This window comes from Actinocorallia longicatena (genome assembly GCF_039534125.1).
Classification (GTDB): domain Bacteria; phylum Actinomycetota; class Actinomycetes; order Streptosporangiales; family Streptosporangiaceae; genus Actinocorallia; species Actinocorallia longicatena.
Genome location: NZ_BAAAUV010000019.1, coordinates 1 through 24,543 on the forward strand (window position 1 = coordinate 1; position 24,543 = coordinate 24,543).

Sequence of the window (24,543 nt, forward strand, 5' to 3'; positions counted from 1 at the left end):
AGTACCCCGAAGGGCCTTTCCGCTCGACTTGCATGTGTTAAGCACGCCGCCAGCGTTCGTCCTGAGCCAGGATCAAACTCTCCATTAAATGTCGAGATGAAACTGGCAATACAGAACATCTGGCAAGACCCCCTGGCGAGGGGATCTCAACACTTGTCCGTAATGCCTCAAAGAAATCCTCAGACGAGGATGTACATGACCAGAACCGAAGTCCCGGCCATTATTTTGGCACTGACTTTTAGCACGCTGTTGAGTTCTCAAGAAACGGATTCGCTCCGCAGCCCACTCTTTCGAGTGTTTTTCGGGGCAACCCTTCGAATCTACCAGGCCTTAAATGCCTGTCAAATCCGCTCTTTCGAGCCGATTCGCTTCTCAGGGGGCGTCGGCCGCTCGGGCCAACGAGGAGAACTCTACGGGACCCTGCGAGGGCCGTCAAACCGAGGATCCTCCCCCGCCCCGGACCTCTCGAAACCCACGGTTTCCAAAGTTCACTAAGGGTAGGTATGCGACCACAGGGGGGAGGGGAGATGCCGCTGCGTGCGCTCTGGAGGGACGAGACCAGGCCCGGACGTTCGTGGCTGCTCGTCCTGTCCATCGGACTCGGGCTGTGGGTCGCCTCGGTGGTCGTCTACCTGCTGACCGGCAACATCAACCAGATTCCCACGATCACGCAGCTCGGCAGCTTCGTCGTCCCGATCACCTATGTCGTGTGGGCCTACGAGAACGGCCGGCGGGACGAGACCACCCTCACGCTGATCTTCAGGGCGTTCGTCGCCGGTGGGGTGCTCGGGACCCTGGCGGCGTCGCTGCTGGAGACGTACCTGCTGAACACCCTCTCGCCGTGGCTCTATGTCGGCGTCGGCTTCATCGAGGAGGGGACCAAGATCCTCGCCCTCATGCTCGTCGCCCGGAACCTCAGGTACCGCACCCCCCGGGACGGCATGGTGCTCGGTTCCGCGGTGGGCTTCGGTTTCGCCGCCTTCGAAAGCTCGGGCTACGCGCTCAGCGCCTTCCTCAGCGACGACGGCTCCAATCTGCGCGCCATGGTCGAGACGGAGATCCTCCGCGGGCTCGTCGCCCCCCTGGGCCACGGACTGTGGACCGGCATCCTCGGCGGTCTCCTGTTCTACGCGTCCCAGCCGAGCAGATACCGGCTGCGGCTCGAGTTCTGGCTCTCCTTCGTCGCGGTCTCCCTGCTCCACGCCCTCTGGGACGCCATGCCGGCGATCGGAAACTCCCTCGCCCACTACATCGAGACCGGTCAGACCGACTACGCCCGCCACCACGCGGCCGTCAATCCGACCGGTGGGACGACCACGACCCTCGCCACCGCCATCCAATGGGTGGGCCTGCTCGCCCTCGCCCTCCTGGGCACCGCGTGGAACCGCCGGCTGGGCACCCGCTTCCGTAGCTTTCATCCGCCTCCGCCCGCACCGTCCACCCGGTCCTGGCACTGGGTCCGGCCCTGATTCGCACTCGGGGCGAGTCCGCTGTAAGCTTCTGTCTCGTTGCCGGGGAGAAAGTCCTGGCGGCGGGGCTATAGCGCAGCCTGGTAGCGCACCTCCATGGCATGGAGGGGGTCTGGGGTTCGAATCCCCATAGCTCCACAGAACGAAGGCCGGTGCGATCGTCGATCGCACCGGCCTTTGGCGTTCCCGGGATCAGAGACGGACGAGCATCTTGCCCGTGTTGGCACCACGCAGGAGGCCGAGGAAGGCGTCGGGGGCGTTCTCGATGCCGGAGACCACGGTCTCCTCCACCTTGAGCTCTCCGTTGGCCAGCCAGCCCGTAGCCTGGGCCGTGTACTCGGGCATCAGGTCGGAGTGGTCGCCGACGATGAAGCCGCGCAGCGTCAGGCGCTTGCCGATCGCCAGGGCCAGATTGTCGGGACCCGGGGTCGGACCGGTCGCGTTGTACTGGGCGATCGCCCCGCAGAGCGCGACCCGGCCGTGATTGCGCAGGGCGCCGATCGCGGCGCGGAGATGATCGCCGCCCACGTTGTCGAAGTAGACGTCGATACCGTCCGGGGCGGCCGCCGCGAGCTGGCCTTCCACATCGCCGGCGCGGTAGTCGACGGCGGCGTCGTAGCCGAAGTCGGCGCGGAGCCTGGCCGCCTTCTCCGGACCTCCCGCCGAGCCGATCACCCGCGAGGCGCCCAAATGCCTGGCGATCTGGCCCGCGACGGTCCCGACCGCGCCCGCGGCACCGGAGACGAACACCACGTCGCCGGCGCGGACCGGAGCGATCTCCTTGAGCCCGGCGTAGGCGGTCAGGCCGGTGATGCCGAGGACGCCGAGGTAGGCCTGGGCCGGGGCCCGGTCCACGTCGACGACACGGGCCTTCGCGGCGGGGAGCGTCGCGTACTCGCGCCAGCCGAGCCCGTGCAGGACGCTCGTCCCCACCGGGATCTCCGGCGACTCCGAGGCGATCACGGTGCCGACCGCTCCCCCGTCCATCGCCTGGCCCAGCCGGAACGGCGGCACATAGGACTTCACGTCGTTCATCCGCCCGCGCATGTACGGGTCGACGGACAGCCACTCGTTCCGGACGAGGATCTCCCCCGCTCCCGGCTGCTCCGCGACTCGCTCGACCACGGAGAAGTCGGCTGGTTTCGGCTCGCCCACGGGTCGGGCCACCAGATGGACCTCACGGCCGGTCGTCGTCATCGATCCCCCAAGGTCGTTCACGGCATATGCCCCATGCCTTCCCTGTTTAGAGCAAAGCGACCACCCGATCCGGGTCGGACCATCTTGACCCGCATCCGCCTGAATGGACGCGCACGGGAGGGTAAGACCGGAATATGACGATCTTGCAGTGGGCCGGTGTGGGGATGGGCGTCCTCCTCCTCTTCGCGGCGTTCCTCCCGCTGCTCCTCGATCGGATCCGGCGCGGCAGGCCGGCCAGGATCAAGATCGAGGACGGCATGATCATGATCGAGCCGAGGGGGATCTTCCGCCTGCTCGCGTCCGGGACCTGGCTCAGGACCCCCGCCAAGACGCTGGCCGAGGCGATCCCCGTCCACCGGCAGGAACTGGGCCCGGCGGGACTGAGCACGGCCGAGCGCCGCCTGCCCCTGTGGTGTGCGCTGGCCTTTCCCGGGCTGCTCGCGGGCACTTTCCACGGCCCCGCCGGACACTCTCTGTGGCTCTGCGGTCAGCGGGCGAGGGCCGTCCGCCTCCACTTCGTGGACGCCCCCGTCGACTTCGCGGTCGTCCAGGTCAACGACCCCGACGAGACCGCCCGCATCCTGAGCGCGTTCGCGGGCGGCGGCTGGATCTGAGCGAACCGGCTCAGGCGTTCTCCTCCATCCAGGCCTGGGCCGCCGCGGCGATCTCCTCGGGCGGGACATCGCGATCGTGCCTCGCGATGCACCAGCGGATCCCGTACGGGCACCGGATCACGCCCATGCGGTCGCCGGAGAAGACGTCCGCGACCTCGGACATCACGGTGGCACCGCCCGCGACCGCCTTGGCGAAGACGCCGTCGGGGTCGGGCGTCCAGAAGGTCATCGTGAAGACGTTGCCGTCCTTCAGCGGATGGTGCAGGCCGGGCACGTCGATCGGGTCGCTGAGCTGGAACCGGGAGCCTCCCAGTTCGAGCTCGGCGTGGCTCACGGTGCCGTCGGGCAGGTCGAAGCGGTCCAGGGTCCTCGCGCCGAAGACCTCCTCGTAGAACGTGATCGCCTTCGCCGCCTCCTGGACGACGAAGAAGGTGACGAGACGCTGGCTGCCGGCGGGTGCCGGGGTTTTGTCGGTCATGTGGTTCATCCTTGTCCTCGTGGACGAGCCGCAGATTGGACGAACACGACACACGGCCAGCGAGTACGGGCTGCTCAACGGCCCCTCGTTCGACTTCCGCCTGGACAGGGCCGAGGTCTCGCCCGATCTGGCCGGGCACGTCGAACGGCACTGGATGACGTCCTGGAACCTGCCCGGCGGACAGCGGCGGCCGGTCACCCTGCTGCCGCATCCGTGCGTCAACCTGGTCTACGAAGGGGGTGCACTGATCGCCTTCGGGGTGGGGCGCGAGCTGTTCACCTACGCGTGCGAGGGCACGGGGCGCGCGTTCGGGGTCAAGTTCCGTCCGGGCGGCTTCCAGCCCTACCTCGGACGGCCCATGACCGAGCTCACCGACGGGGGAATCCCGCTGTCCGCCCTGTGGGGCGAGATCGACGCCGGGCTGTTCGCCCATGATCTCTCCCGGGCCCGGCGCCTGGACGATCTGGTCGAGGCGGCGGAGTTCCATCTGCGCCGGCATCCGCCGCGGCCGGATCCTCAGATCGATCATGTCGGGGAGATCATCCAGGTGATGCTGCACGATCGGACCGTCCAGCGGGTCGAGGACGTGGCGGAGCGGTTCTCCCTGTCCCCGCGCTCGTTGCAGCGTCTGTTCGGCAAGTACGTCGGGGTCACCCCCAAGTGGGTGCTCCAGCGCTACCGGCTGCACGAGGCGGCGGCCCGCCTCGCCGCCGAGCACACCCGTCCCTGGGCCGAGGTGGCCGTCGAGCTCGGGTACTTCGACCAGTCCCACTTCATCCGCGATTTCACCCGCGCCGTCGGCATGACCCCCGCCGCCTACTCCGAGGCCTGCGCCCAGGACCGGGCCCCGATCTCCACGTGAGTCATCTCCACCTGAGTCATCTCCAGGTGAGTCATCGCCACAGGTCGGTGACCGGGGTGTCCAGGTCGGAGAGGAGGCGGCGGAGGAGGGGGAGGGACAGGCCCAGGACCGTTCCGTGGTCGCCTTCGAGAGCGTTGACGAAGAACCCGCCGGGGCCGTCGATCGTGAAGGCGCCCGCGACCTGGGCGGGCTCGTCGGTCGCCAGATAGGCGGCGATCTCGGCGTCGGACGGCTCGCCGAAGTGGACGGCCGTCACCGAGGCGGCCGAGGCCTCGCGGCCGGTGGCCGTGTCGATCAGGCAGTGGCCGGTGTGCAGATGGCCGGTCTTGCCGCGCCGGGCCCGCCACCAGGCGGCCGCTTCCTCGGCCGAGCCCGGCTTTCCGCAGGCCTGGCCCTCGAAGTCCAGAAGCGAGTCGCAGCCGAGCACCAGGGCGTCCGGGACGTCCGCGGCGACGGCCGCCGCCTTGGCCCTGGCCAGTTTCAGGACGAGTTCGCCGGTCGTACCGGCCGTGATCGCGTCCTCGTCGACACCGCTGACGATCACCTCGGGGGCCAGTCCCGCCTGGCGGAGCATCGCCAGGCGGGTCTTGGAGCCGGAGGCCAGAACCACTTTCCGCATGCTCTAGCTATAGCGGATCGACGACCTGCGAGGGGTCGAGGGCCGGCAGCGCGTGGGTCGAGACGCCCACCGGGTCGGCGATCAGGAGGTGCCGGTCGGGCACCGTGATCCAGTCGGCGTCGTCGTCGTGGGGCTCGCTGGCGACCAGCGTGCCCGACGGGCCGGTCCGGTAGCAGAGCGTCTCGCCCCAGGTGGTGGCGACGATCGTCATCCCGTCCGTGGCCAGCAGGTTGAGGCAGGCGTTCGCGTCGACCCTGGCCACGTCCTGGACCAGGGACGGGACCGCGGTCGTCAGCGGGATCCCGGCGTCCAGACGCTGCCAGAGCAGGGTGGCGAGGAACGCCGCGTCGCAGGTCGACTCCGGCTCGTAGGCCGGATCGAGCATCGACGCGGTGAGCCGGGTGCTGACATGCCCGTTCAGCGAGACCAGCGCCCTGCCGTTGGTGAACGGCGCGGTGGCCTCGACCTCGATGGGCATGCCCGGGCTCGCTCCGCGCACGGCGCCGATCACGCATCCGCCGGAGACCGAGCGGGCGAGCTCGGGGAAGTCCGGGTCGGCCTCGATCGGGCCGGTCCTGCGGTAGGTGACGGTGTTCTCGCCGGTGAACCAGCCGACGCCGAAGCCGTCCCTGTTCACCAGTTCGATCTGCTGCCAGCGCGGCCGATCACCCTGCCGGGGCAGACCGTACGAGGGGAGCAGGACCAGCTGCTCGACCGTGCGCTCGTGACCCAGCCAGGCGAAATGACGGCACATATGACCCCCCGTTGCGGTGACCTTTCCCAGTCGCAGCATAGAAGGAGATGGCCGAGATCACCGCTGCTAGACCCCATGATTTTGGAGCCAGAGTTCGAGGAGGGCGAGTTGCCACAGGGCGCTGGCTCCGAGCGTCGTCCGGTGGTCGCTCGGAGCGGCCAGAAGCCGGTTGACGTAGTCGTCGCGGAACAGCCCGCGGGCCTTGGCCGCGGGGTCGGTCAGGGCGGATCGGACCAGGTCGAGGTAGGAGCCCGACAGGTGGCGGATCGCCGGGACGGGGAAGTAGCCCTTCGTACGGTCGATGATCGCGTCGGGGACGATGCCGCGGGCCGCGTCCTTCATCACTCCCTTGCCGTCGTGGGCGAGCTTGAGGCCGGGAGGACAGGCCGCGGCGAGTTCCACGACCTCGTGGTCGAGGAACGGGGTCCTGGCCTCGAGCCCGAACGCCATGGTCATGTTGTCGACGCGCTTCACGGGATCGTCGACGAGCATGACGGTCGAGTCGAGGCGCAGCGCGGCGTCGACGGCCTCGGCCGCTCCGGGCTCGGCGAAGTGGGCGCTGACGAACGCGGAGCTGTGGTCCTCCCCCAGGTAGGCCGGGCTGAGCTGGCCGACGAGATCGGCGTGGGGACGGTCGAAGAAGACCTTGGCGTACTCCTCCGCCGCCCGTTCGCGGGGAACGCCGGCGAGCGGCGGATACCAGCTGTATCCGGCGAACACCTCGTCGGCGCCCTGCCCGGACTGCACCACCTTGACGTGCTTCGACACCTCCCGCGAGAGCAGGTAGAAGGCCACGCAGTCGTGGCTGACCATCGGCTCGCTCATCGCTCCGACCGCGCCCTGGAGGGCGTCGAGAAGGCCGTCGTCACCGATCGTGATCTTGTGGTGCTCGGTGCCGAACTCGCGGGCGACCAGGTCGGAGTAGGCGAACTCGTCGCCTTCCTCTCCTCCGGCCGAGTCGAAGCCGATGCTGAACGTCGCGAGGTCGCGCTGGCCCGCCTCGGCGAGCAGCGCGACGATCAGGCTGGAGTCGATCCCTCCCGACAGGAGCACCCCGACGGGGACGTCGGCGACCATACGGCGGTCGACGGCCGTCCTGAGACTCTCCATGACGGCAGAAGGCCATTCCTCCGCGGTGAGGGAGGTGTCACGGGTGAAGCCGGGACGCCAGTAAAGACGGTCCTCGGACGTCCCGTCGGGCCGGATCGTCCGGACCGTCGCGGGCGGAAGCTTCCGCACACCGGCGAGGATCGTGCGCGGCGCCGGGACCACCGAGTGGAACGACATGTAGTGGTGCAGGGCCACGAGGTCGAGCGAGGTGTCGACGCCGCCGCCCGCGAGCAGGGCGGGCAGGGTCGAGGCGAAGCGGACCCGTTCGGGGGTGGCGGCCACGTAGAGGGGCTTGATCCCCAGCCGGTCGCGGCCGAGGACCAGGACCCCGGAATCGCGCTCGTGGACGGCGAAGGCGAACATGCCCTTGAAGTGGTCGACGCAGTCGCTTCCCCAGCGGTGATAGGCCTTGAGGAGCACCTCGGTGTCGGAGGTGGAGAAGAAGCGGTAGCCCGCGGCCTGGAGCTCCTCGCGCAGCTCCTTGTAGTTGTAGATGCAGCCGTTGAAGACCGCGGTCAGGCCGAGATCCGGATCGATCATGGGCTGGGCGGCCCGGTCGGACAGGTCGATGATCCGCAGCCGCCGGTGGCCGAGGGCCAGCGGGCCCGCCGACCAGATCCCCGCGCCGTCCGGGCCGCGGGAGGTCATGGCCGAGTTCATCCGGGCGACGGCACTGACGTCGGCCGGGTCGCCGTCGAGTCGCAGTTCGCCGCAGAAGCCGCACATGATGATGAATCCCTTCCTATGTGAGAGAAAACAGTTCTAAGGGAGAAGCCAGGTGTCCTTGGAGCCGCCGCCGCGCGAGGAGTTGACGATCCGGCTGCCGGCGGGGGCGACCCTGGTCAGCGCGAGCGGGACGACCTCCGGTTCCGCGCCGAGGCAGACGAAGGCCCGCAGGTCCACGGCGCGCGGCTCCAGGCGTCCGCCGGCGAAGGTGGGGTGGGTCGACAGGTCGACGGTCTCCTGGGCGATCCACTGCGAGGGGTCCTCGAGCAGTTCGGCCCTGACCTGGGCGAGCTCGGCCGCGGTGGCGTCGGGGCCGACGACCACGCCATGGCCGCCGAAGCCGTCCACGGGCTTGACGACCAGCTCGCCGAGGCGGTCGAGGACCACTTCGAGCTGCTCGGGGTCGCGGCACAGGTAGGTGGGGACGTTGTTGAGGATCGGCTCCTCGTCGAGGTAGTAGCCGATGAAGTCGGGGACGTGGTGGTAGAGGGCCTTGTCATCGCCGAGGCCGTTGCCGGGGGCGTTGGCCAGGACGACGTGACCGGACTCGACGGCGGCGCGGAGGCCTGGGACGGCCTTCCAGAGCTCGTCCTCCTCGATCCGGCGGTACAGGACGTCGATGGAGTGGTCGCCCGCGTGGAGTCGTCCGTTCCGGTCGATCCGCAGGTCGTCAGGGTTGACCAGGGGGATGCCGAGTTCCGCGGCGAGCAGCCGGTGCTCGTAGTAGGCCGAGTCGGACGGTCCCGTCGTCACGAGCGCGACGTCGCCGGACTCCCGGGTGAGCGCGCCTCGCAGGACGGCGATGGCGCGGCGCGGCGCGGGGGTCGAGACGGCCCTGACCAGCTCGGGCATGACGCGGGCGGCCAGCCAGCGGTTGGCCATCGCGTAGCCGAGCCCGGACGGGACGCGGAGGTTGTCCTCGAGGACGAACCACTGCCCGGCCCCGTTGCGGACCAGGTCGGTGCCGGTCACGGTGCAGCGGATCAGCCCGGGGGCGACGAGCGAGCCCTCGGCGCGCAGTCCCGGTGAGGAGGTGATCAGCTCGGGGTCGATGACACCGTCGCGGACGATCTCCCGGTCCCCGTAGGCGTCGTGGAGGAATGCCTCCAGGGCCCGGGCCCGCTGGACGAGGCCGCTCTGGAGCGCGTTCCAGTCCTCTCCCGCGACGATCCTGGGCACCAGGTCGAAGGGGAACAGCCGGTCCTCGTCGTCGGCGGTGTGGAAGGTCATGCCGAGGGCCCGCTGGACGTGGTCGCGCTGCTCTTCGCGTTCGGCCAGGCCCTGTGGCCCCAGCCGTTCGAGGGCCGTGAGCACGAGCCCGTAGGGCCGGCGCGCGGACCGGTCGAAGACGATGGCCTCGTCCGCGGCGCTGTCGTAGCCCTCCAGCATGGCCATGACATGGGTGCGCCGGGCTCCCGGCTGCCCCTCGGTGTGCATCCGGGTCTCGGCGACGAGGAGGTCCACGACGTCTTCGAGGCCGCCCGCGGCGAACGCCGCCCGCTGGCGCGCGGCGGAGCTTCCCCGGTGCAGAGCCTCGTCGAGCAGCACTTCGAGGAGTTCGGCGTCGCCGGTCCCTTCCAGAGTGGGCCTGAGCCGTTCGAACAGCGACCTGACCACCCGGTCCGCGGGCTGCGGCCGGCCGGTAGCGGGGTCGACGAGTTCTCCTTCGAGCCCGGCGCGGGCCGCCCGCCAGGTCTGCGCCCGGATGATCTCGGGACGGACGTCCAGCGGTTCGGGAGAGTCCAGTGCCTCGACGACCAGTGCCCGGAACAGCCCGGCGATCAAAGCGACGTCCTCGATCCGCGGGCAGGCGTCGGGGACGCGCAGTTCGAGTGTGGGCAGGTGCGCCGAGGGCCGCAGGTCGTAATAGATCATTCCCGGGTCGGTGATCACCCCGGTCTGGATCAGGTCCGCGATGAGCTGGTCGTACTCGGCCGCGCTGCTGACGGCGGGCGGCGGTCCTGTGGTGGGCCAGCGCGACCACAGGAGGGTCCGTCCGCTGGCGTATCCGGAGTCGGCGCCGAGCCAGAACGGCGAGCTGGCCGAGAGCGCCAGAAGGGTCGGCGTCCAGGCCGACACCTTCTGCGCGACCCGGACGGCCTGGTCCCGGTCGGGCACCTCGACATGTACCTGGAGCCCGCAGATCAGCTGCTCGCGTGCGAGCGACTGGTACTCCTCGAGCATGTTCTCGTAGCGCGGGTCCGGCGTGACCTCGAGCGCGTCGAGCTCGACGATCGGCACGGTCCCCGCCGCGACGATCCCCAGCCCGAACTCCTCGGCCTCCGCCACCACGGCCCGCCGCAGTGCCGCCAGGTCCTCGACCAGGTCGGCGATCTTCACGAACGGCCGGCTGTTGGTCTCCACGACCGACCTCTGCAGTTCCCCCGCGAACCTCTCCTCCGGCAGCACCCCCAGCAGCCGATCGGCCTTGGGCACCAACCGCCGACTCACAAGATCGACGGTATGGAACTCCTCTTCGACCCCCACGGCCACGGCATCTCGTTTCTCACGCACCGCCCACCCATGCCCCAAACAGGAACATTTACCCCGAACCAGTCCGCAACCAGCCAACGAACCCCGCGCGGCCCGCCAGGGGGAACAAGAAGAAAGTAAAGAAAAAGCCAAAGTGCCCACCCGCGATTTCCAGGGCCCCGCTCACCCCCGAATTCCAGGGCCCCACTCACCCGGAGCAACCACAGGCGGGGGTGTCGGGGGCGGAGCCCCTGACCGCTGGGGGTCCGGGGGTCATCCCCCGGGAATGACGAAGGCCGACCCAGGGAGGAAGCAAAGCTTCCGAACAGGTCGGCCTTCGGACTCGTGGAGCTATGGGGATTCGAACCCCAGACCCCCTCCATGCCATGGAGGTGCGCTACCAGGCTGCGCTATAGCCCCGTTGCGGCTGGTGGACTTTCATCCCCAGCGCTCGATAAGCATATCGGACTCTGGATGGTCCTTCGAACGGGTTTCCGTGGCTGGTCAGGCCTGGTCGTCGCTCATGATCGGCTCGGGGAGGGTGCCGGCGTTGTGGTCGATGAGGCGCCAGCCGCTGCGGCCTTCGGCGAGGACGGACCAGCAGCAGTTGGAGAGCCCGCCGAAGCGTTCCCAGAGGTCTTCGGGGAGGCCGAGGAGCTGGCACATGCCGAGGCGGAGCGCGGCTCCGTGGGAGGCGACGACGAGGACGCCTTCGTGTTCGACGGTGGCGACGGCTCGTTCGAGTGCGCTGCCGACGCGTTTGGCGACCTGGGCGCTGGTCTCACCGCCGGGGGGCTGCCAGATGGCGTGTTCGCGCGGGTAGCGGGAGCGGATTTCGACGCCGGTGAGGCCTTCCCATTCGCCGCCGTCGCGTTCCTTAAGGTCGTCGTCGTAGGTGATGGGCAGGCCGGTGATGTCGGCGAGAGCCTGGCCGGTGCGGGCGGCGCGCTGGAGCGGGGACGCGATGATCGCGGTGGGCTTCAGTGCGGCGAGGAGGCGGGCGGCGCGTTCGGCTTGGCCGAGGCCCGCTTCCGTGAGCGGGATGTCGGTCTTGCCCTGGAAGCGGTTTTCGACGTTCCAGGCGGTCTGGCCGTGGCGCCAGAGCACGATGCGGCGCTTGGCGCTGCGTGCGGGGTCGCTCTCGCTCAAGCCGTTCCCCTGGCGCGCTGGGCCATGTGGGCGTTGATGTCGGCGGGAAGCTCGACGGGCGGGCAGTCCTTCCAGAGGCGTTCGAGCGCGTAGAAGGTGCGCTCTTCCTCGTGCTGGACGTGCACGATGACGTCGATGTAGTCGAGGAGGACCCAGCGGCCCTCGCGCTGGCCCTCGCGGCGGACGGGCTTGGCGCCGCCCTCTTCGCGCAGGCGCTTCTCGATTTCGTCGACGATGCCTGCGACCTGCCGGTCGTTGGAGCCGGAGCACAGCAGGAAGGCGTCGGTGATGACGAGCTGCTCACTGACGTCGTAGGCGATGATGTCGTCGGCCAGCTTGTCGGAGGCGGCCTCTGCGGCCAGCTTGACGAGCTGTACTGCTCTCTCGGATGCGGTCACGGTTAGGTCGTGATCCCTCTCGTTTCTTGCCGGTGCGGACGCGACCAGCCTCTCATGCAGGGCCGGTCCGGGGCCGCTGGACCCGGTTCTCCAGAGTAGCCGGACCGGCGGACAGGACCGTACAGGTTTGTCATCGAACAGGTGGGCGAGTCTTCCGCTTCGCAAAGTTATCCACAGCGTCCGGGGTGATCTTGAGGGATAGCTGGTGTGATCGGGGTACTGGTCCCTCGGACCTGCAGATGAAGGGAGTCGTGATGCTGGGGCTGCCCGACGGTGTGCGTGCCTGCCTGTTCGATCTGGACGGGGTGCTCACCGATACCGCCGCCGTCCACGCTTCGGCGTGGAAGCGGATGTTCGACGAGTTCCTGGCCGGACGCGGCCTGCCGCCGTTCGATCTGGCGAAGGACTACTCCGAGTACGTCGACGGCAAGAAGCGTGAGGACGGCACCCGCAGCTTCCTCGCCTCCCGGGGCATCACCCTGCCCGAGGGCTCGCCCGACGACCCGCCCTCGGGCGATTCGGTCTGGGGGCTCAGCGCCCGCAAGAACGACCTGGTCCAGCAGCTGATCGAGAAGGACGGCGTCAAGGTCTTCCCCGGCTCGGTCCGGTACCTGGAAGCCGTTCGCGAGGCGGGGCTCCGCACCGCCGTGGTGTCCTCCAGCGCCAACACGGTGCAGGTGCTCGCGGCCACGGGTCTCACCGGGCTCTTCGACGCCCGTGTCGACGGGGTCACGGCCCGGGAGCGGAACCTGCCGGGCAAGCCCGCCCCCGACATGTTCCTCGCGGGGGCGGAGGCCGTCTCCGAGACCGCCGCCACCAGCGTGGTCTTCGAGGACGCCCTGGCCGGGGTGGCCGCCGGGCACGCCGGGCACTTCGCCCTGGTGGTCGGGGTCGATCGCCTCCGCGACGGCGTCCACGGTCCGGCCCTGTCGGCCAACGGCGCCACCACGGTGGTCACCGATCTCAGCGATCTGCTGGACACGCCATGAACCTTCAGGGACCTCGCCCTCCGGGCGGCCGGCTGGGCGGCGGGCACGCGGTTCAGGCGCAGGAGCGGCTGCACGAGGATCAACGGTTTCAGGATCGACGGCTTCGGGATCGACGGCTTGAGGATGACGGGGGTGCAGGTGCCGTGACGGCTGCGTACGAGGTCGATCCGTGGTGCGTCCGGGAGACCGAGCTGGACCTCGATCGGCTGGCTCAGAGCGAGTCGGTCTTCTCCCTGTCCAACGGGCACATCGGTGTCCGGGGGAACTTCGACGAGGGCGAGCCGCACGGGCTGCCGGGCTCCTATCTGAACTCGGTGTTCGAGCAGCGGCCCCTTCCCTACGCGGAGGCCGGATACGGATATCCGGAGTCGGGCGAGACGGTGATCAACGTCACCGACGGCAAGATCATCCGGCTGCTGGTCGACGACGAGCCGCTCGATCTGCGGTTCGGCCGGCTCGCCGGGCACGAGCGGGTCCTCGATCTGCGGGAAGGCACGCTCACCCGGCGGCTGGAGTGGCAGTCGCCGGCGGGCCCCTCGGTCCGGGTGACCTCGACCAGGGTCGTGTCGCTGACCCAGCGGGCGATGATGGCGATCTGCTACGAGGTGGAGTCGGTCGATCAGGACGTCCGGATCGTCGTGCAGTCGGAGCTCGTCGCGAACGAGCCGCTGCCCGACATGGGCCAGGATCCCCGGACCGCGGCGGTCCTGGAGTCGCCGCTGGTCGGCGAGGAGGACCTCGTCTCGGGCGATCGGGTCGTGCTGATCCACAACACGCGGGTGAGCGGGCTGCGGATGGCCGCGGCGATGGCCCATGAGATCGAGGCGCCCACGAAGATCCATGTCCAGAGCGACTCGCATCCCGACGTCGGCCGGGTGACCGTCGCCACCCGGCTCAAGCCCGGGCAGAAGCTGCGGCTGATCAAGTACGTCGCCTACGGCTGGTCGAGCCGCAGGTCGAGGTCGGCGCTGCACGACCAGGTGATCGCCGCTCTCGCGGCCGCCGAGCAGACGGGATTCGACGGCCTGCTCGCCGAGCAGCGCGAATACCTCGACGAATTCTGGCGCGGCGCCGACATCGAGGTCGACGGCGATCCGGAGATCCAGCAAGCGGTCCGGTTCGCGCTGTTCCACATCCTCCAGGCGGGGGCCAGGGCCGAACGCCGCATGATCCCGGCGAAGGGCCTGACCGGGCCCGGCTACGACGGCCACACGTTCTGGGACACCGAGACCTTCGTGCTTCCCGTCCTGACCTACTCCCTGCCCGCCGCGGCCAGGGACGCGCTCGCCTGGCGGCACACCACGATCCCGACGGCGGTCGAACGCGCCCACCAGCTCGGCCTGGAGGGCGCGGCGTTCCCCTGGCGCACGATCGACGGCCGCGAGTGCTCCGGATACTGGCCCGCGGGCACCGCCGCGTTCCATGTCAACGCCGATCTGGCCGACGCCGTCGTGCGCTACCTGGACGCGACCGGCGACGAGGATTTCGCCGCCGAGGCGGGCATCGAGCTGCTGGCCGTGACCGCCCGGCTCTGGCGTGGCCTCGGCCACCACGACGTGGAGGGCGTCTTCCGCATCCACGGCGTCACCGGCCCCGACGAGTACAGCGCGATCGCCGACAACAACGTCTACACGAACCTGATGGCCCAGAAGAACCTCCGGAACGCCGCCGACCTCACCATGCGCCATCCCGACGTCGCCCAGCGGCTGGGCGTCACCGCTGAGGAGGCCGCCGACTGGCGGGACGCCGCGGACCGCATGTTCCTGCCCTACGACGAACGGCTGGGCGTCCATCCGCAGAGCGGCGGGTTCACCGACCACGCGCCGTGGCCCTTCGACGCCATGACGGCCGCGAGCTATCCGCTTCTGCTCAGCTACCCCTATTTCGACCTCTACCGCAAGCAGGTCGTCAAGCAGGCCGATCTCACCCTGGCCATGCATCTGTGCGGCGAGTCCTTCACCCCGGAGCAGAAGGAACGGAACTTCACCTACTACGAGGCGCTGACCGTCCGGGACTCCTCACTGTCGGCGCAGACCCAGGCCGTCATCGCCGCCGAGGTAGGCCACCTGGAACTGGCGCACGACTACCTGGCCGAGACCGCGCTCCTCGACCTCCACGACCTGAACGGCAACACCCGCGACGGCCTCCACCTGGCCTCCCTCGCCGGCGCCTGGAACGCCCTGGTCTGCGGCTTCGGCGGCTTCCGCCCCAACGCCGGCGTCCTGCACTTCTCCCCGCGCCTGCCCGAGACGATCCCCCGCCTCGTCTTCCACCTCCGCTACCGGGGCGGGATCCTCCGCGTCACGATCACCCACGCCGAGGCCACCTACGCCCTTGTGGAAGGCGAGCCCCTCAGCCTCACCCACCACGAGACCGCCTTCACCCTCTCCCCCACGACCATGACCGCCACCTATCCCCTCCCGCCCCATCACCCATCCCCCCACCGCCCCACCCAGCCCAAGGGCCGCTCCCCCCTCCACCGCAGCCGCCAGCTCCTCGCCCGCGAATGACCCGACCCCGCCCTCACCCACACCGCCCCCGGAACCCCCAGTGCCAACGGCCTCCGACCGCCGGCCACCTGGGCCGATGCCCCCGGCCCTCCGGCTCCGAAGCCTCGCGCGAGGAACAACTGCGGCCCTGAGCCCCGGGCGACGTCTTGGTCGGCGACCGTTGCTCCCTGGGCGCGCGGTTGGTCAACGGCCAAGGCCCCGGACATGACCCGTCCGGTCGGCCCGGATAAAAGGCGGCCGACCTGCTGGAACTCGTCGGCAGAACGGCAGGCGGCTCCGGGGCCGCGGATCTGTGGTGAGGATGCGGGCGGGAAGCCTGGCCAGGCGAGAACGCGAGCCAGGCGAGAACGCGTGCAGGGTGAAGATTTCGGTGAGGTCAGTCGGTGTAGAGGTTGCGTTTGGCTATGTACTGGACGATGCCGTCGGGGACCAGGTACCAGATGGGGTGGGCGGAGCGGGTGCGGTCGCGGACCTCGGTGGAGGAGATGGCGAGGGCGGGGACCTCGACGAGGCTGACGCGGCCCTCGGGGAGGCCCGGGTCGGTCAGGGTGTGGCCGGGACGGGTGCAGCCGACGAAATGGGCGAGGTCGAACATCTCCGAGGCGTTGTGCCAGGAGAGCATCTGGCCGAGGGCGTCGGCGCCGGTGATGAAGTAGAGGTCGACGTCGGGGCCCAGCAGGGCCTGCATGTCGCGGAGGGTGTCGAGGGTGTAGGTGGGGCCGCTGCGGTCGATGTCGACGCGGCTCACGCTGAAACGGGGGTTGGAGGCCGTGGCGATGACCGTCATCAGGTAGCGGTCCTCGGCGGGGGTGACCTCCTTGTCCGCCTTCTGCCAGGGCTCGCCGGTCGGGACGAAGAAGACCTCGTCGAGGTCGAAGAGGTGCTGGACCTCGCTGGCGGCCACGAGGTGCCCGTGGTGCACGGGGTCGAAGGTGCCGCCCATGATGCCGATCCGGCGCTTGCTCATGGTCGACCAGACTAGGGGAACCGTCCCTGAGCACGTGCGATGCCCTCCCGGCATGAGGGAACCCTGGTCGGAGCCGGTTCGTCGGAATAGCATGCCCGACATGACGAACACGCCCGATCGTGCCCGCATTCGTTTCCCGGGGATCTCCTCCCGGGCCTACGAACACCCCCTGGACCGGTCGGCGCTCGTCGCGCTGAGGTCACTGACGGGATTCGACACCGTCCTGCGCAAGCTCTCCGGCCTGATCAGCGAGAGGGGCATCCGGCTGATGTTCCTCGGCGGCGCCGTCAGGGTGTCGGAGGAGCAGTTCCGGAACATGCACGACATGCTGCGGGACACCTGCTACATCCTCGACGCCGAGAAGGTGCCGGAGCTCTACGTCATCCAGGACCCGCAGCCGAACGCGATGGCGATCGGTGTCGACAACCCGTTCATCGTCCTCAACACCGGGCTGATCGACCTGCTCGACGACGAGGAGCTGCGGTACGTCATCGCGCACGAGGTCGGGCACGTGCTGTCGGGGCACGCGGTGTACCGGCAGATGGCGCTGATCCTCACCGGGCTCGGGTCGCGGCTCGCGTGGATCCCGCTCGGGAACGTCGCGATCGGCGCGATCCTCATGGGGCTGCAGGAGTGGCAGCGCAAGTCGGAGCTGTCAGCCGACCGGGCCGGGCTGCTCGCCGGGCAGGACGTCGAGGCCGTCAAGCGGGCCCTGATGAAGATGGCGGGCGGATCGCGCCTGCACGAGATGTCCACCGAGGCGTTCCTCGCCCAGGCCCGCGAGTACGAGGAGGCGGGCGACCTGCGCGACGGCCTCCTCAAGTTCCTCAACCTGATGCGCCGCACCCACCCGTTCGCCGTGATCCGCTTCGGCGAGATCATGAAGTGGCACGCGTCCGAGGACTACCGGGCCGTCATGGCCGGCAACTACCCCCGCCGCGACCAGGACGACAGCGCCTCCTTCACCGACGAGGTCAAGAACGCCGCCAAGTCCTACCGCGACTCCTGGAACACCACCAACGACCCGTTCGTCGGAAAGGTCCGCGACGTCGCAGGCGGCGCCGCCGACCTGGCCGGCGCCGTCTTCGACCGCCTGGGCCGCCGCCCCAACGACAACCCCGGCAACTGACCTCCCCCGACGCCACCGGCCGCGCCCTCGCGCCCGGTGGCGTCGCACTTCCCGGTTGACCCCACCCGGCCCGGCCGGGCCCCGGACAGCGGAGCCGAGCCGGTCTCACCGGCCCGACGCAGGCCGGTTCGCCCCGCCGACCCTCGCGGAGAACAGGTCGGCCCCAACGAATCCCGACACAAGGCGGATCAGCCCTCGACGGCCCCGCACAAGCCGGGGCATCCCACCGATCTCTCGCGGAGGCGAGCCGCCAGAGGCCGGGGGTGTCCCCGAGGGGCCGCGCTCATCGACGACCTCGGCCAGCGGACGTCCCATGACGTAGCGGGACGTAGCGGGTCATCAGGTAGAGCAGCGGGCCTGGTCATCGGCGTCGCGGAGTTCTGCGACGAAGGGGCTCCCGATCCTCGTCCATCGTCTCGATCTCCCGCCTGAGCCTGGTGGGCAGCCGGGGGCTGTGCGCGAGGTCGGTGCGGATCGTCTTCACCTCGAGGACCCGCCCCCGACGTCGCGGGCCGGGAAGACCTCGCCGATGCCGCCCGTGCGCAGCCGCTCCAGCGGGAGGTACGGGCCGATCGCCGCCGGAATCCTCATGGTGCTGCGACGGTTTCGGCAGGTCAGAAGGGGGCGGGGAGGAGGAGCTCGACGTTGCGGTCCTTGTGCTCGCCCGGCGCCTTGAGGTCGCGCTGCCAGTCGTTGCCGGACAGTTCCCGGGAGAGGGCGGCGAGGTGGGCGGGGTCGCCGAGCCGTCCGCCGTGCGAGGTGGGCGCGGCGGTGTCGAGGATGGTGCCGAAGATCGACAGAGTTCCGTCGTGGTTGTCGGCGATCTCGATCAGGCGGCTCTGCTGGGGCCAGTCGATGTGGGCGGCGGTGCTGACCTCCCAGAAGCCGCCGCCTCCCTTCCGGGCGTGGGGCACGATCTCGTTGACATGTGTGTGGCCGTTGACCCAGAGGACGACGTTCGGGAAGCGCAGGAGCAGCTTCTCGATCTCCGGTCCGAGGATCCGGCCGCCGCCCAGCGGGTTCGCCATCGTGTCCAGGGTGTGGTGGCTGAACAGCACGACCAGCCGGTCGGTCACGGAGTGCCGGACCGGGGCGCCGGACTTCGACAGGTAGCGCGAGGAGGAGGCGGCCAGCTGCCGCTCCAGCCAGGCGAACTGCGGGCGGTCGAGGGAGCCGTCGGCGTAGCCCGCCTGGTTGCACGTGTCGAGGACCAGGCCGCGGACGCGCCCGCGGTCGAAGGCGTAGTAGGCGGTCCCGTCGCGCAGGTTCGCCGCCGTGTACCCGTGGGTCAGCCCGTGCTCGCGGATCACCTCGGCCCGCGACAGCAGCCGCCGCGACGGATCGGGCGTGACCTGCCGGAAGAGCCCGGAGCGGCTCTCGGTCATCTTCTTGATCGCGGCCTTGTCGCCGCGTCGCAGCACGTCCTCGAGCTCGCGCTTCTCCGCCTCCGACACCGGGGCGACGATCTTCACGCCGCCGACGGCCATCTCCTTGAGCAGCGGAAGATGCGGCAGATTGCCCTGGACGAGCGCGTCGTGGTTGCCGAACACGGCCAGCCAGGGCGTCCGCAGGCCGGTGGCGTCGAAGGGGCGGCGGGCGGCGGCGAGCAGCCCGGGGACCTTCGGGAAGCCGTGCAGCGCGGTCGGAAGATCGGTCTTACCGCCCTCGGGGTGCCAGTAGCGCCGGTCGGCCCAGGCCATGACGCCCTCGTAGCGGTGCCGGTCGCCGGAGTCCGGCCGGACCTTCTCCCCGTCGAGGACGTCGATCACCCAGCGGACCTCGTTGAGCTGCGCGTTGTCGGCCGCGTCCCCGGTGTTGATCGTGAAGGCGAGCGGGGCACCGGTGACGGGCCCGCGTCCGACCCGGTTGACCGCCCGGACCATCGTCTCGGCGACCTGGGTGGTCAGCAGTTCCTGCGGCCGGTAGGCGCTGGCGACGGGCAGCGTCGACAGAAGGCTGTCGGGGTCGCCGAGCCGGTCGAGGTACTCCACCCGCGCGGGCGACTGGGCGTCGACGATGTGCACGTCGGTGAGATGGGTGAAGGCCAGGACCGGTGTCCGCTTGGTGGCGCGGCCCCTGGCCGCCCTGCCGCCGAGATCGTCGCGGAGCAGGTGCGGCTCGCCCGCCGCGGCGACGACCTTGCGGTAGCCGCCCTTGCCGGGCGGCCCGAGCCGCAGGGTCCGTTCCAGGGTCGTCCCGGCGATCGGACCGCGCAGGCCGGGCTTCGCTCCCGCCCCGCGCGCCGGATAGACCACGAGTCCCGAGGTCACCGCTCCCAGCGCGGCGCTCTTGAGGACCTTCCGTCGCGAGACGGGCTTACCTGAACGCGGGGTGTCGGGGGTCACAGCGGACATGAAACCACAAAGTGACATCTGAAGGCCAGATGTCACTTTGTAATGCGAGGTCAGCCGCGAAGATGACCTTCACCGGTGAAGACGTACTTCGTCGAGGTCAGCTCGGGCAGGCCCATCGGCCCGCGCGCGTGGAGCTTCTGCGTGCTGATGCCGATCTCGGCGCCGAAGCCGAACTCCTCGCCGTCGGTGAAGCGGGTGCTGGCGTTGACCGCCACCGCCGCCGAGTCGACGAGCGCGACGAACCGCTTGGCCGCCTGCTGGGACGTCGTGACGATCGCCTCGGTGTGCCCGGAACCGTAGGCGCGGATGTGCTTGACCGCGTCCTCGAGGGAGTCGACGACCGCGGCGGCGATGTCGAGCGACAGGTACTCCACCCGCCAGTCCTCCTCGGTGGCCGGGACGACGTCCGCGGAGTAGGCGGCGACCCGCTCGTCTCCGTGGACCGTCACGCCCTTGTCGGCGAGGGCGGCCAGGGCCAGCGGAACGAAGGCGTCTGCGATGTCCCTGTGCACCAGGAACGTCTCGGCGGCGTTGCAGACCGACGGCCGCTGCGTCTTGGCGTTGATGAGGATCTTCAGGGCGACGTCGAGGTCGGCCTGGGCGTCGACGTAGACCGCGCAGTTGCCGACCCCGGTCTCGATCACCGGGACTGTCGACTCCTCGACGACGGAGTTGATCAGCGACGCCCCGCCGCGCGGGATCAGCACGTCGACCAGGCCGCGGGCCCGCATGAGGTGCTTGACCGACTCGCGGTCGCGGCCAGGAACGAGCTGGACGGCGTCGACCGGCACCCCGGTTCCGGCCAGGGCGTCGCGCATGACGTTCACGAGGGCCACGTTGGAGTCGTAGGCCGAGGACGATCCGCGCAGCAGGACGGCGTTGCCGCTCTTGAGCGTCAGCGCCGCGGCGTCGACGGTGACGTTCGGGCGTCCCTCGTAGATGATCCCGACGACGCCGAGCGGCACCCGCAGCTGACGCAGTTCGAGGCCGTTCGGCAGGGTGTACCCGCGGACGTTCTCCCCGACCGGGTCGGGCAGCCCGGCCACGTTGCGGACGGCGTCGGCGATCGCCTCCAGCCGCTCCCGCGACAGGCTGAGGCGGTCGAGCATGTAGGCCTCGGTGCCGCCTTCTCTGGCCCGCTCAACGTCGACCTCGTTGGCCTTGAGGATCTCCGCGGCCCGCTCGGTCAGCGCGTCGGCGATGGCGTGCAGCGCCGCGTCCTTGACGCCGCGCGGCAGCGGAGCCAGGTCAGCCGCCGCGGCACGACCTCGCGCCGCCACCTCCAGAACCTGCTCGCGCGTGCCTTCGCTCATCGCCCTGCTCCTTCGTCTTGAGGGGTCTCACCTGGTCAGTGCCGCGATCCTACGGGGAGCGCGGCGGGGACGCCCGGTTGTTTCAGTCCGTGGACGGCTCACCCGTCAGCAGGACCAGCCGGTCGCGGTGGATCAGTTCGCGTTCGTACTCGGGGCCGTGCTCGCGGGCCAGCCAGCGGGTGGAGCGGCCGAGCAGCTCGGGGATCTCGGAGGCGTCGTAGTTGACCAGGCCGCGGGCGACCGTCCGGCCGCTCGGGTCGCACAGGTCGACGGGGTCTCCGGCGGCGAAGTCGCCGCGCACGCCCGTCACCCCGGCCGGGAGCAGGGAGCTGCGGCGGCCGACGACCGCCTGCACCGCGCCCTCGTCGAGGATCAGCTTCCCCTGTCCGGTGGTGGCGTGGGCCAGCCAGAGGTCGCGGGTGGACGGCCGGTGCGTGCCCGCGTGGAACAAGGTGCCGACCCGGCCCCCCGCGACGGCCTCGGCCGCGGAGTCCGCCGAGGTCAGGACGACCGGCACCCCCGCCCCGGTGGCGATCCTCGCGGCCTCGACCTTGGTCACCATCCCGCCGGTGCCGACCTTGCTGCCCGCCGTTCCGGTCGTGACGCCCTCGAGGTCGGCCTCGGACCGGACGTCCTCGATCTTGCGGGAACCGGGCAGCCGGGGGTCACCGGTGTAGAGGGCGTCGACGTCGGAGAGCAGGATCAGGGCGTCAGCGCGGACCAGATGCGCGACGAGGGCCGCGAGCCGGTCGTTGTCGCCGAAACGGATCTCGTCGGTGGCGACGGTGTCGTTCTCGTTGACGATCGGCAGCATCCCCAGCTTCAGCAGGGCCTGGAGCGTGCGCTGGGCGTTGTTGTGGTGGGCGCGGCGCATCATGTCGTCGGCCGTCAGCAGGACCTGGCCGACGGTCAGGCCGTGCCGTTCGAACGAGGAGGCGTATCGGGCGATCAGCAGGCCCTGCCCGACGGAGGCGGCGGCCTGCTGGGTCGCCAGATCGCGGGGGCGCCGGGCGAGACCGAGCGGGCCGAGGCCCGCCGCGATCGCTCCGGAGGAGACGAAGACGACCTCGCCGCCCGCTTTGCGGCGTTCGGCGAGGACGTCCACCAGCGCGTCGATGCGCGCGCCGTCGATGGTTCCCTGGGGGGTGGTCAGCGACGACGACCCGGCTTTGACGACGATCCGGCGGGCGTCGGCGATCGCCGACCTGAGGTTGTCCACGCTTGCAGCGCTCCTTGAGGGGATCTACCAGTCCATCAGGCGTTGGTCGGTACCGCGCGGGCCCTGGTAGAGCTCGCCGGACGAGGAGATCTCCGGACGCCAGTCGAACACCACCGACTCGTCGAGCGAGCCGATCATGACGGTCGCGCCGTCCCGGGCGCCGGCCTTGCGCAGGCCGTCCTCGATGCCGAGGCGGTTGAGACGGTCGGCGAGGTAGCCGACGGCCTCCTCGTTCTGGAAGTCGGTCTGGCGGACCCAGCGGATCGGCTTGGTGCCGGTGACCAGGTACTCGTTGTCGCCGACCCGCTTGACCTCGTACTCCGCTCCGCCCGCGGGGGCCGGTCGCAGCACGATCCGGGTCGGCTCCTGGACGGGCTGGGACGCCCGGTAGGCGGTGACCATCTCGGCCATCGCGAAGGTCAGCTCCTTCAGGCCCATGTGGGCGGCGGCGGAGACCTCGAAGACGCGCAGGCCGCGCTCCTCGAACTCCGGCCGGACGATCTCCGCGAGGTCCTTGCCGTCCGGGACGTCGATCTTGTTGAGGACGACGATGCGGGGACGGTCGCCGAGGGCGATGGTCTCGTCGCCCTCGAAGAGCTGGTCGTAGGCGGCGAGTTCGCGCTCGATGATGTCGAAGTCGCTGATCGGGTCGCGGCCCGGCTCGAGGGTGGCGCAGTCCAGGACGTGCGCGAGGGTGGAGGAGCGCTCGATGTGGCGCAGGAACTCCAGGCCGAGGCCCTTGCCCTCGCTGGCGCCCTCGATCAGGCCGGGAACGTCGGCGACGGTGAAGGTCTGCTCGCCCGCGCTGACGACGCCCAGGTTGGGGATCAGCGTGGTGAACGGGTAGTCGGCGATCTTCGGCTTGGCGGCCGAGAGGGCGGCGATCAGCGAGGACTTGCCGGCGCTGGGGAAGCCGACGAGGGCGACGTCGGCGACGGTCTTGAGCTCCAGGACGACGTCGAGCTCGTCGCCGGGCTCGCCGAGCAGGGCGAAGCCGGGGGCCTTGCGCTTGGCGGAGGACAGGGCGGCGTTGCCGAGGCCGCCGTGCCCGCCCTCGGCGGCGATGTAACGGGTGCCCTCACCGACGAGGTCGGCCAGGACCTGGCCGCTCTTGGTCTTCACGACGGTGCCGTTCGGGACGGTCAGGACCACGTCCTGGCCGTTGGCGCCGTTCTTGAGCGCGCCCGCGCCCGGCTTGCCGTTGCCGGCCTTGCGGTGCGGGCGGCGGTGGTAGTCGAGCAGGCTGGAGGTGTTGGCGTCGACCTCGAGGACGACGTCGCCGCCCCGGCCGCCGTTGGCGCCGTCGGGGCCGCCCAGGGGCTTGAACTTCTCCCGGTGCACGGACGCACAGCCATGCCCGCCGTTGCCCGCCGCGATGTGCAGGACGACGCGGTCCACGAAGTCAGCCACTGGTTCTCCTCTTGGCCCCGATGTACGGGAATTCACGGGGCGAACGCCCTCGATATGGGATCGGGAACTTCCCCGCTCCCTTTACAGCAGACAAGGGCGGACCCGATCAGGTCCGCCCTTGGTACAACTATGTCCGGGTGCGCGGGGATTCCACGCAGCGGGCAGAACTACTCCGCGGCCGGGACGATGCTCACGGCGCGACGGCCGCGGTAACGGCCGAACTCCACGGTGCCCGCGACCAGCGCGAACAGGGTGTCGTCCTTGCCGAGGCCCACGTGCAGGCCGGGGTGGTGGTGGGTGCCGCGCTGGCGGATGATGATCTCGCCCGCCTTGACGACCTGACCGCCATAACGCTTGACACCGAGGCGCTGGGCGTTGGAGTCGCGACCGTTACGGCTGGACGATGCGCCCTTCTTGTGTGCCATTTCAGGGACTCCTCTACTTCGCCGAGATACCGGTGATCTTGACCTGGGTGTACGGCTGACGGTGACCCATCCGCCGCTTGTACCCGGTCTTGTTCCGGTAGTGCATGATGTTGATCTTGGGGCCCTTGACCGCGCCGAGGACCTCGGCGGTGATCGTGTACTTGGCCAGTTCGGCGGCGGCGGAGATGACGTTGTCACCGTCGACGACCAGGACCGCCGGGAAGGTGATCGTGGCACCGACCTCGTCGGTCAGCTTGTCGACGTTCAGGACGTCGTCGACGACGACCTTCTCCTGGTGGCCGCCCGCGCGGACAATCGCGTACACAGCGTGTACCTTTCGCTAGTTTCTTCCAGAGCCCCGCGAAGGGCCTGCCCCCGG

The 24,543-nt window shown here is 69.9% G+C and carries 21 protein-coding genes, 2 tRNA genes and 1 rRNA gene; 7 read left to right on the forward strand and 17 right to left on the reverse strand.

What is annotated here, in order from left to right; all coding sequences use genetic code 11:
• Positions 1-88, reverse strand: a 16S ribosomal RNA gene (locus tag ABD785_RS29165); the annotation flags it as partial.
• Between the two features lie 439 nt (positions 89-527).
• On the opposite strand from ABD785_RS29165, the gene ABD785_RS29170 reads away from it, so the two are divergent.
• Positions 528-1,469, forward strand: a complete 942-nt coding sequence (locus ABD785_RS29170) for a PrsW family intramembrane metalloprotease (protein WP_344834688.1) — start codon at positions 528-530, stop codon at positions 1,467-1,469.
• Positions 1,470-1,533: 64 nt separating this feature from the next.
• A tRNA-Ala gene (locus tag ABD785_RS29175) sits at positions 1,534-1,607 on the forward strand.
• Between the two features lie 54 nt (positions 1,608-1,661).
• On the opposite strand, the gene ABD785_RS29180 is transcribed toward ABD785_RS29175, so the two are convergent.
• The gene (locus ABD785_RS29180) at positions 1,662-2,666 is read right to left on the reverse strand and encodes an NADP-dependent oxidoreductase (RefSeq protein WP_344834691.1); all 1,005 of its coding nucleotides are present in this window, start codon (positions 2,664-2,666) and stop codon (positions 1,662-1,664) included.
• A gap of 134 nt (positions 2,667-2,800) precedes the next feature.
• On the opposite strand from ABD785_RS29180, the gene ABD785_RS29185 reads away from it, so the two are divergent.
• Positions 2,801-3,280 carry a hypothetical protein gene (locus ABD785_RS29185; protein ID WP_344834693.1) on the forward strand — a complete coding sequence of 160 codons (480 nt, stop codon included), beginning with the start codon at positions 2,801-2,803 and terminating at the stop codon, positions 3,278-3,280.
• Between the two features lie 10 nt (positions 3,281-3,290).
• Here the strand turns inward: ABD785_RS29185 and ABD785_RS29190 are convergent, their stop codons facing one another.
• Complete coding sequence (locus ABD785_RS29190; protein WP_344834695.1) at positions 3,291-3,758, reverse strand: VOC family protein; 468 nt, start codon at positions 3,756-3,758, stop codon at positions 3,291-3,293.
• A gap of 19 nt (positions 3,759-3,777) precedes the next feature.
• On the opposite strand from ABD785_RS29190, the gene ABD785_RS29195 reads away from it, so the two are divergent.
• Entirely contained in the window at positions 3,778-4,620 is an 843-nt protein-coding gene (locus ABD785_RS29195; RefSeq protein WP_344834697.1) for an AraC family transcriptional regulator, read from the forward strand.
• A gap of 31 nt (positions 4,621-4,651) precedes the next feature.
• Here the strand turns inward: ABD785_RS29195 and ABD785_RS29200 are convergent, their stop codons facing one another.
• The 7 genes from ABD785_RS29200 to rsfS form a co-directional block, all read right to left on the reverse strand.
• A complete protein-coding gene (locus ABD785_RS29200; RefSeq protein WP_344834700.1) occupies positions 4,652-5,239 on the reverse strand; it encodes a Maf family protein in 588 nt (195 codons plus the stop codon).
• 7 nt (positions 5,240-5,246) lie between these two features.
• Positions 5,247-5,993 (reverse strand): class II glutamine amidotransferase domain-containing protein, encoded by a 747-nt coding sequence (locus ABD785_RS29205; RefSeq protein WP_344834703.1) that lies wholly within the window; start codon positions 5,991-5,993, stop codon positions 5,247-5,249.
• 66 nt (positions 5,994-6,059) lie between these two features.
• Complete coding sequence (locus tag ABD785_RS29210; RefSeq protein WP_344834706.1) at positions 6,060-7,829, reverse strand: N-acetylglutaminylglutamine amidotransferase; 1,770 nt, start codon at positions 7,827-7,829, stop codon at positions 6,060-6,062.
• 36 nt (positions 7,830-7,865) lie between these two features.
• Positions 7,866-10,343, reverse strand: coding sequence for a glutamate--cysteine ligase (locus tag ABD785_RS29215; RefSeq protein WP_344834708.1), 2,478 nt, complete (start codon positions 10,341-10,343; stop codon positions 7,866-7,868).
• Between the two features lie 304 nt (positions 10,344-10,647).
• Positions 10,648-10,721 (reverse strand) — tRNA-Ala (locus ABD785_RS29220).
• A gap of 84 nt (positions 10,722-10,805) precedes the next feature.
• On the reverse strand, positions 10,806-11,450 hold the full coding sequence (locus ABD785_RS29225; RefSeq protein WP_344834710.1) for a histidine phosphatase family protein: 645 nt from the start codon (positions 11,448-11,450) through the stop codon (positions 10,806-10,808).
• Positions 11,447-11,848 (reverse strand): ribosome silencing factor, encoded by a 402-nt coding sequence (gene rsfS / locus ABD785_RS29230; RefSeq protein WP_344834712.1) that lies wholly within the window; start codon positions 11,846-11,848, stop codon positions 11,447-11,449. The genes ABD785_RS29225 and rsfS overlap by 4 nt, the downstream gene beginning before the upstream one ends.
• 239 nt (positions 11,849-12,087) lie before the next feature.
• Here rsfS and ABD785_RS29235 point away from each other — a divergent pair, with 239 nt between their 5' ends.
• Positions 12,088-12,837 (forward strand): beta-phosphoglucomutase family hydrolase, encoded by a 750-nt coding sequence (locus ABD785_RS29235; protein WP_344834714.1) that lies wholly within the window; start codon positions 12,088-12,090, stop codon positions 12,835-12,837.
• 143 nt (positions 12,838-12,980) lie between these two features.
• Positions 12,981-15,347 (forward strand): glycoside hydrolase family 65 protein, encoded by a 2,367-nt coding sequence (locus ABD785_RS29240; RefSeq protein ID WP_344834716.1) that lies wholly within the window; start codon positions 12,981-12,983, stop codon positions 15,345-15,347.
• A 376-nt stretch (positions 15,348-15,723) separates the two neighbouring features.
• Here ABD785_RS29240 and nadD read toward each other — a convergent pair whose 3' ends face one another.
• A complete protein-coding gene (nadD, locus tag ABD785_RS29245) occupies positions 15,724-16,314 on the reverse strand; it encodes a nicotinate-nucleotide adenylyltransferase (protein WP_344834718.1) in 591 nt (196 codons plus the stop codon).
• Positions 16,315-16,405: 91 nt separating this feature from the next.
• On the opposite strand from nadD, the gene ABD785_RS29250 reads away from it, so the two are divergent.
• Entirely contained in the window at positions 16,406-17,443 is a 1,038-nt protein-coding gene (locus ABD785_RS29250; RefSeq protein ID WP_344834721.1) for a M48 family metallopeptidase, read from the forward strand.
• Between the two features lie 614 nt (positions 17,444-18,057).
• Here the strand turns inward: ABD785_RS29250 and ABD785_RS29255 are convergent.
• From ABD785_RS29255 to rplU, 6 genes are all read right to left on the reverse strand, one after another.
• Complete coding sequence (locus ABD785_RS29255; protein WP_344834726.1) at positions 18,058-19,797, reverse strand: TIGR03767 family metallophosphoesterase; 1,740 nt, start codon at positions 19,795-19,797, stop codon at positions 18,058-18,060.
• Positions 19,798-19,847: 50 nt separating this feature from the next.
• Positions 19,848-21,110, reverse strand: a complete 1,263-nt coding sequence (locus ABD785_RS29260) for a glutamate-5-semialdehyde dehydrogenase (protein ID WP_344834729.1) — start codon at positions 21,108-21,110, stop codon at positions 19,848-19,850.
• An 82-nt stretch (positions 21,111-21,192) separates the two neighbouring features.
• Positions 21,193-22,329, reverse strand: coding sequence for a glutamate 5-kinase (gene proB / locus ABD785_RS29265; RefSeq protein ID WP_344834733.1), 1,137 nt, complete (start codon positions 22,327-22,329; stop codon positions 21,193-21,195).
• A gap of 24 nt (positions 22,330-22,353) precedes the next feature.
• Entirely contained in the window at positions 22,354-23,739 is a 1,386-nt protein-coding gene (gene obgE / locus ABD785_RS29270; RefSeq protein ID WP_344834736.1) for a GTPase ObgE, read from the reverse strand.
• 167 nt (positions 23,740-23,906) lie between these two features.
• On the reverse strand, positions 23,907-24,164 hold the full coding sequence (gene rpmA, locus ABD785_RS29275) for a 50S ribosomal protein L27 (RefSeq protein ID WP_344834739.1): 258 nt from the start codon (positions 24,162-24,164) through the stop codon (positions 23,907-23,909).
• A 13-nt stretch (positions 24,165-24,177) separates the two neighbouring features.
• Complete coding sequence (rplU, locus tag ABD785_RS29280) at positions 24,178-24,489, reverse strand: 50S ribosomal protein L21 (protein ID WP_344834743.1); 312 nt, start codon at positions 24,487-24,489, stop codon at positions 24,178-24,180.
• Positions 24,490-24,543 lie beyond the last annotated feature (54 nt).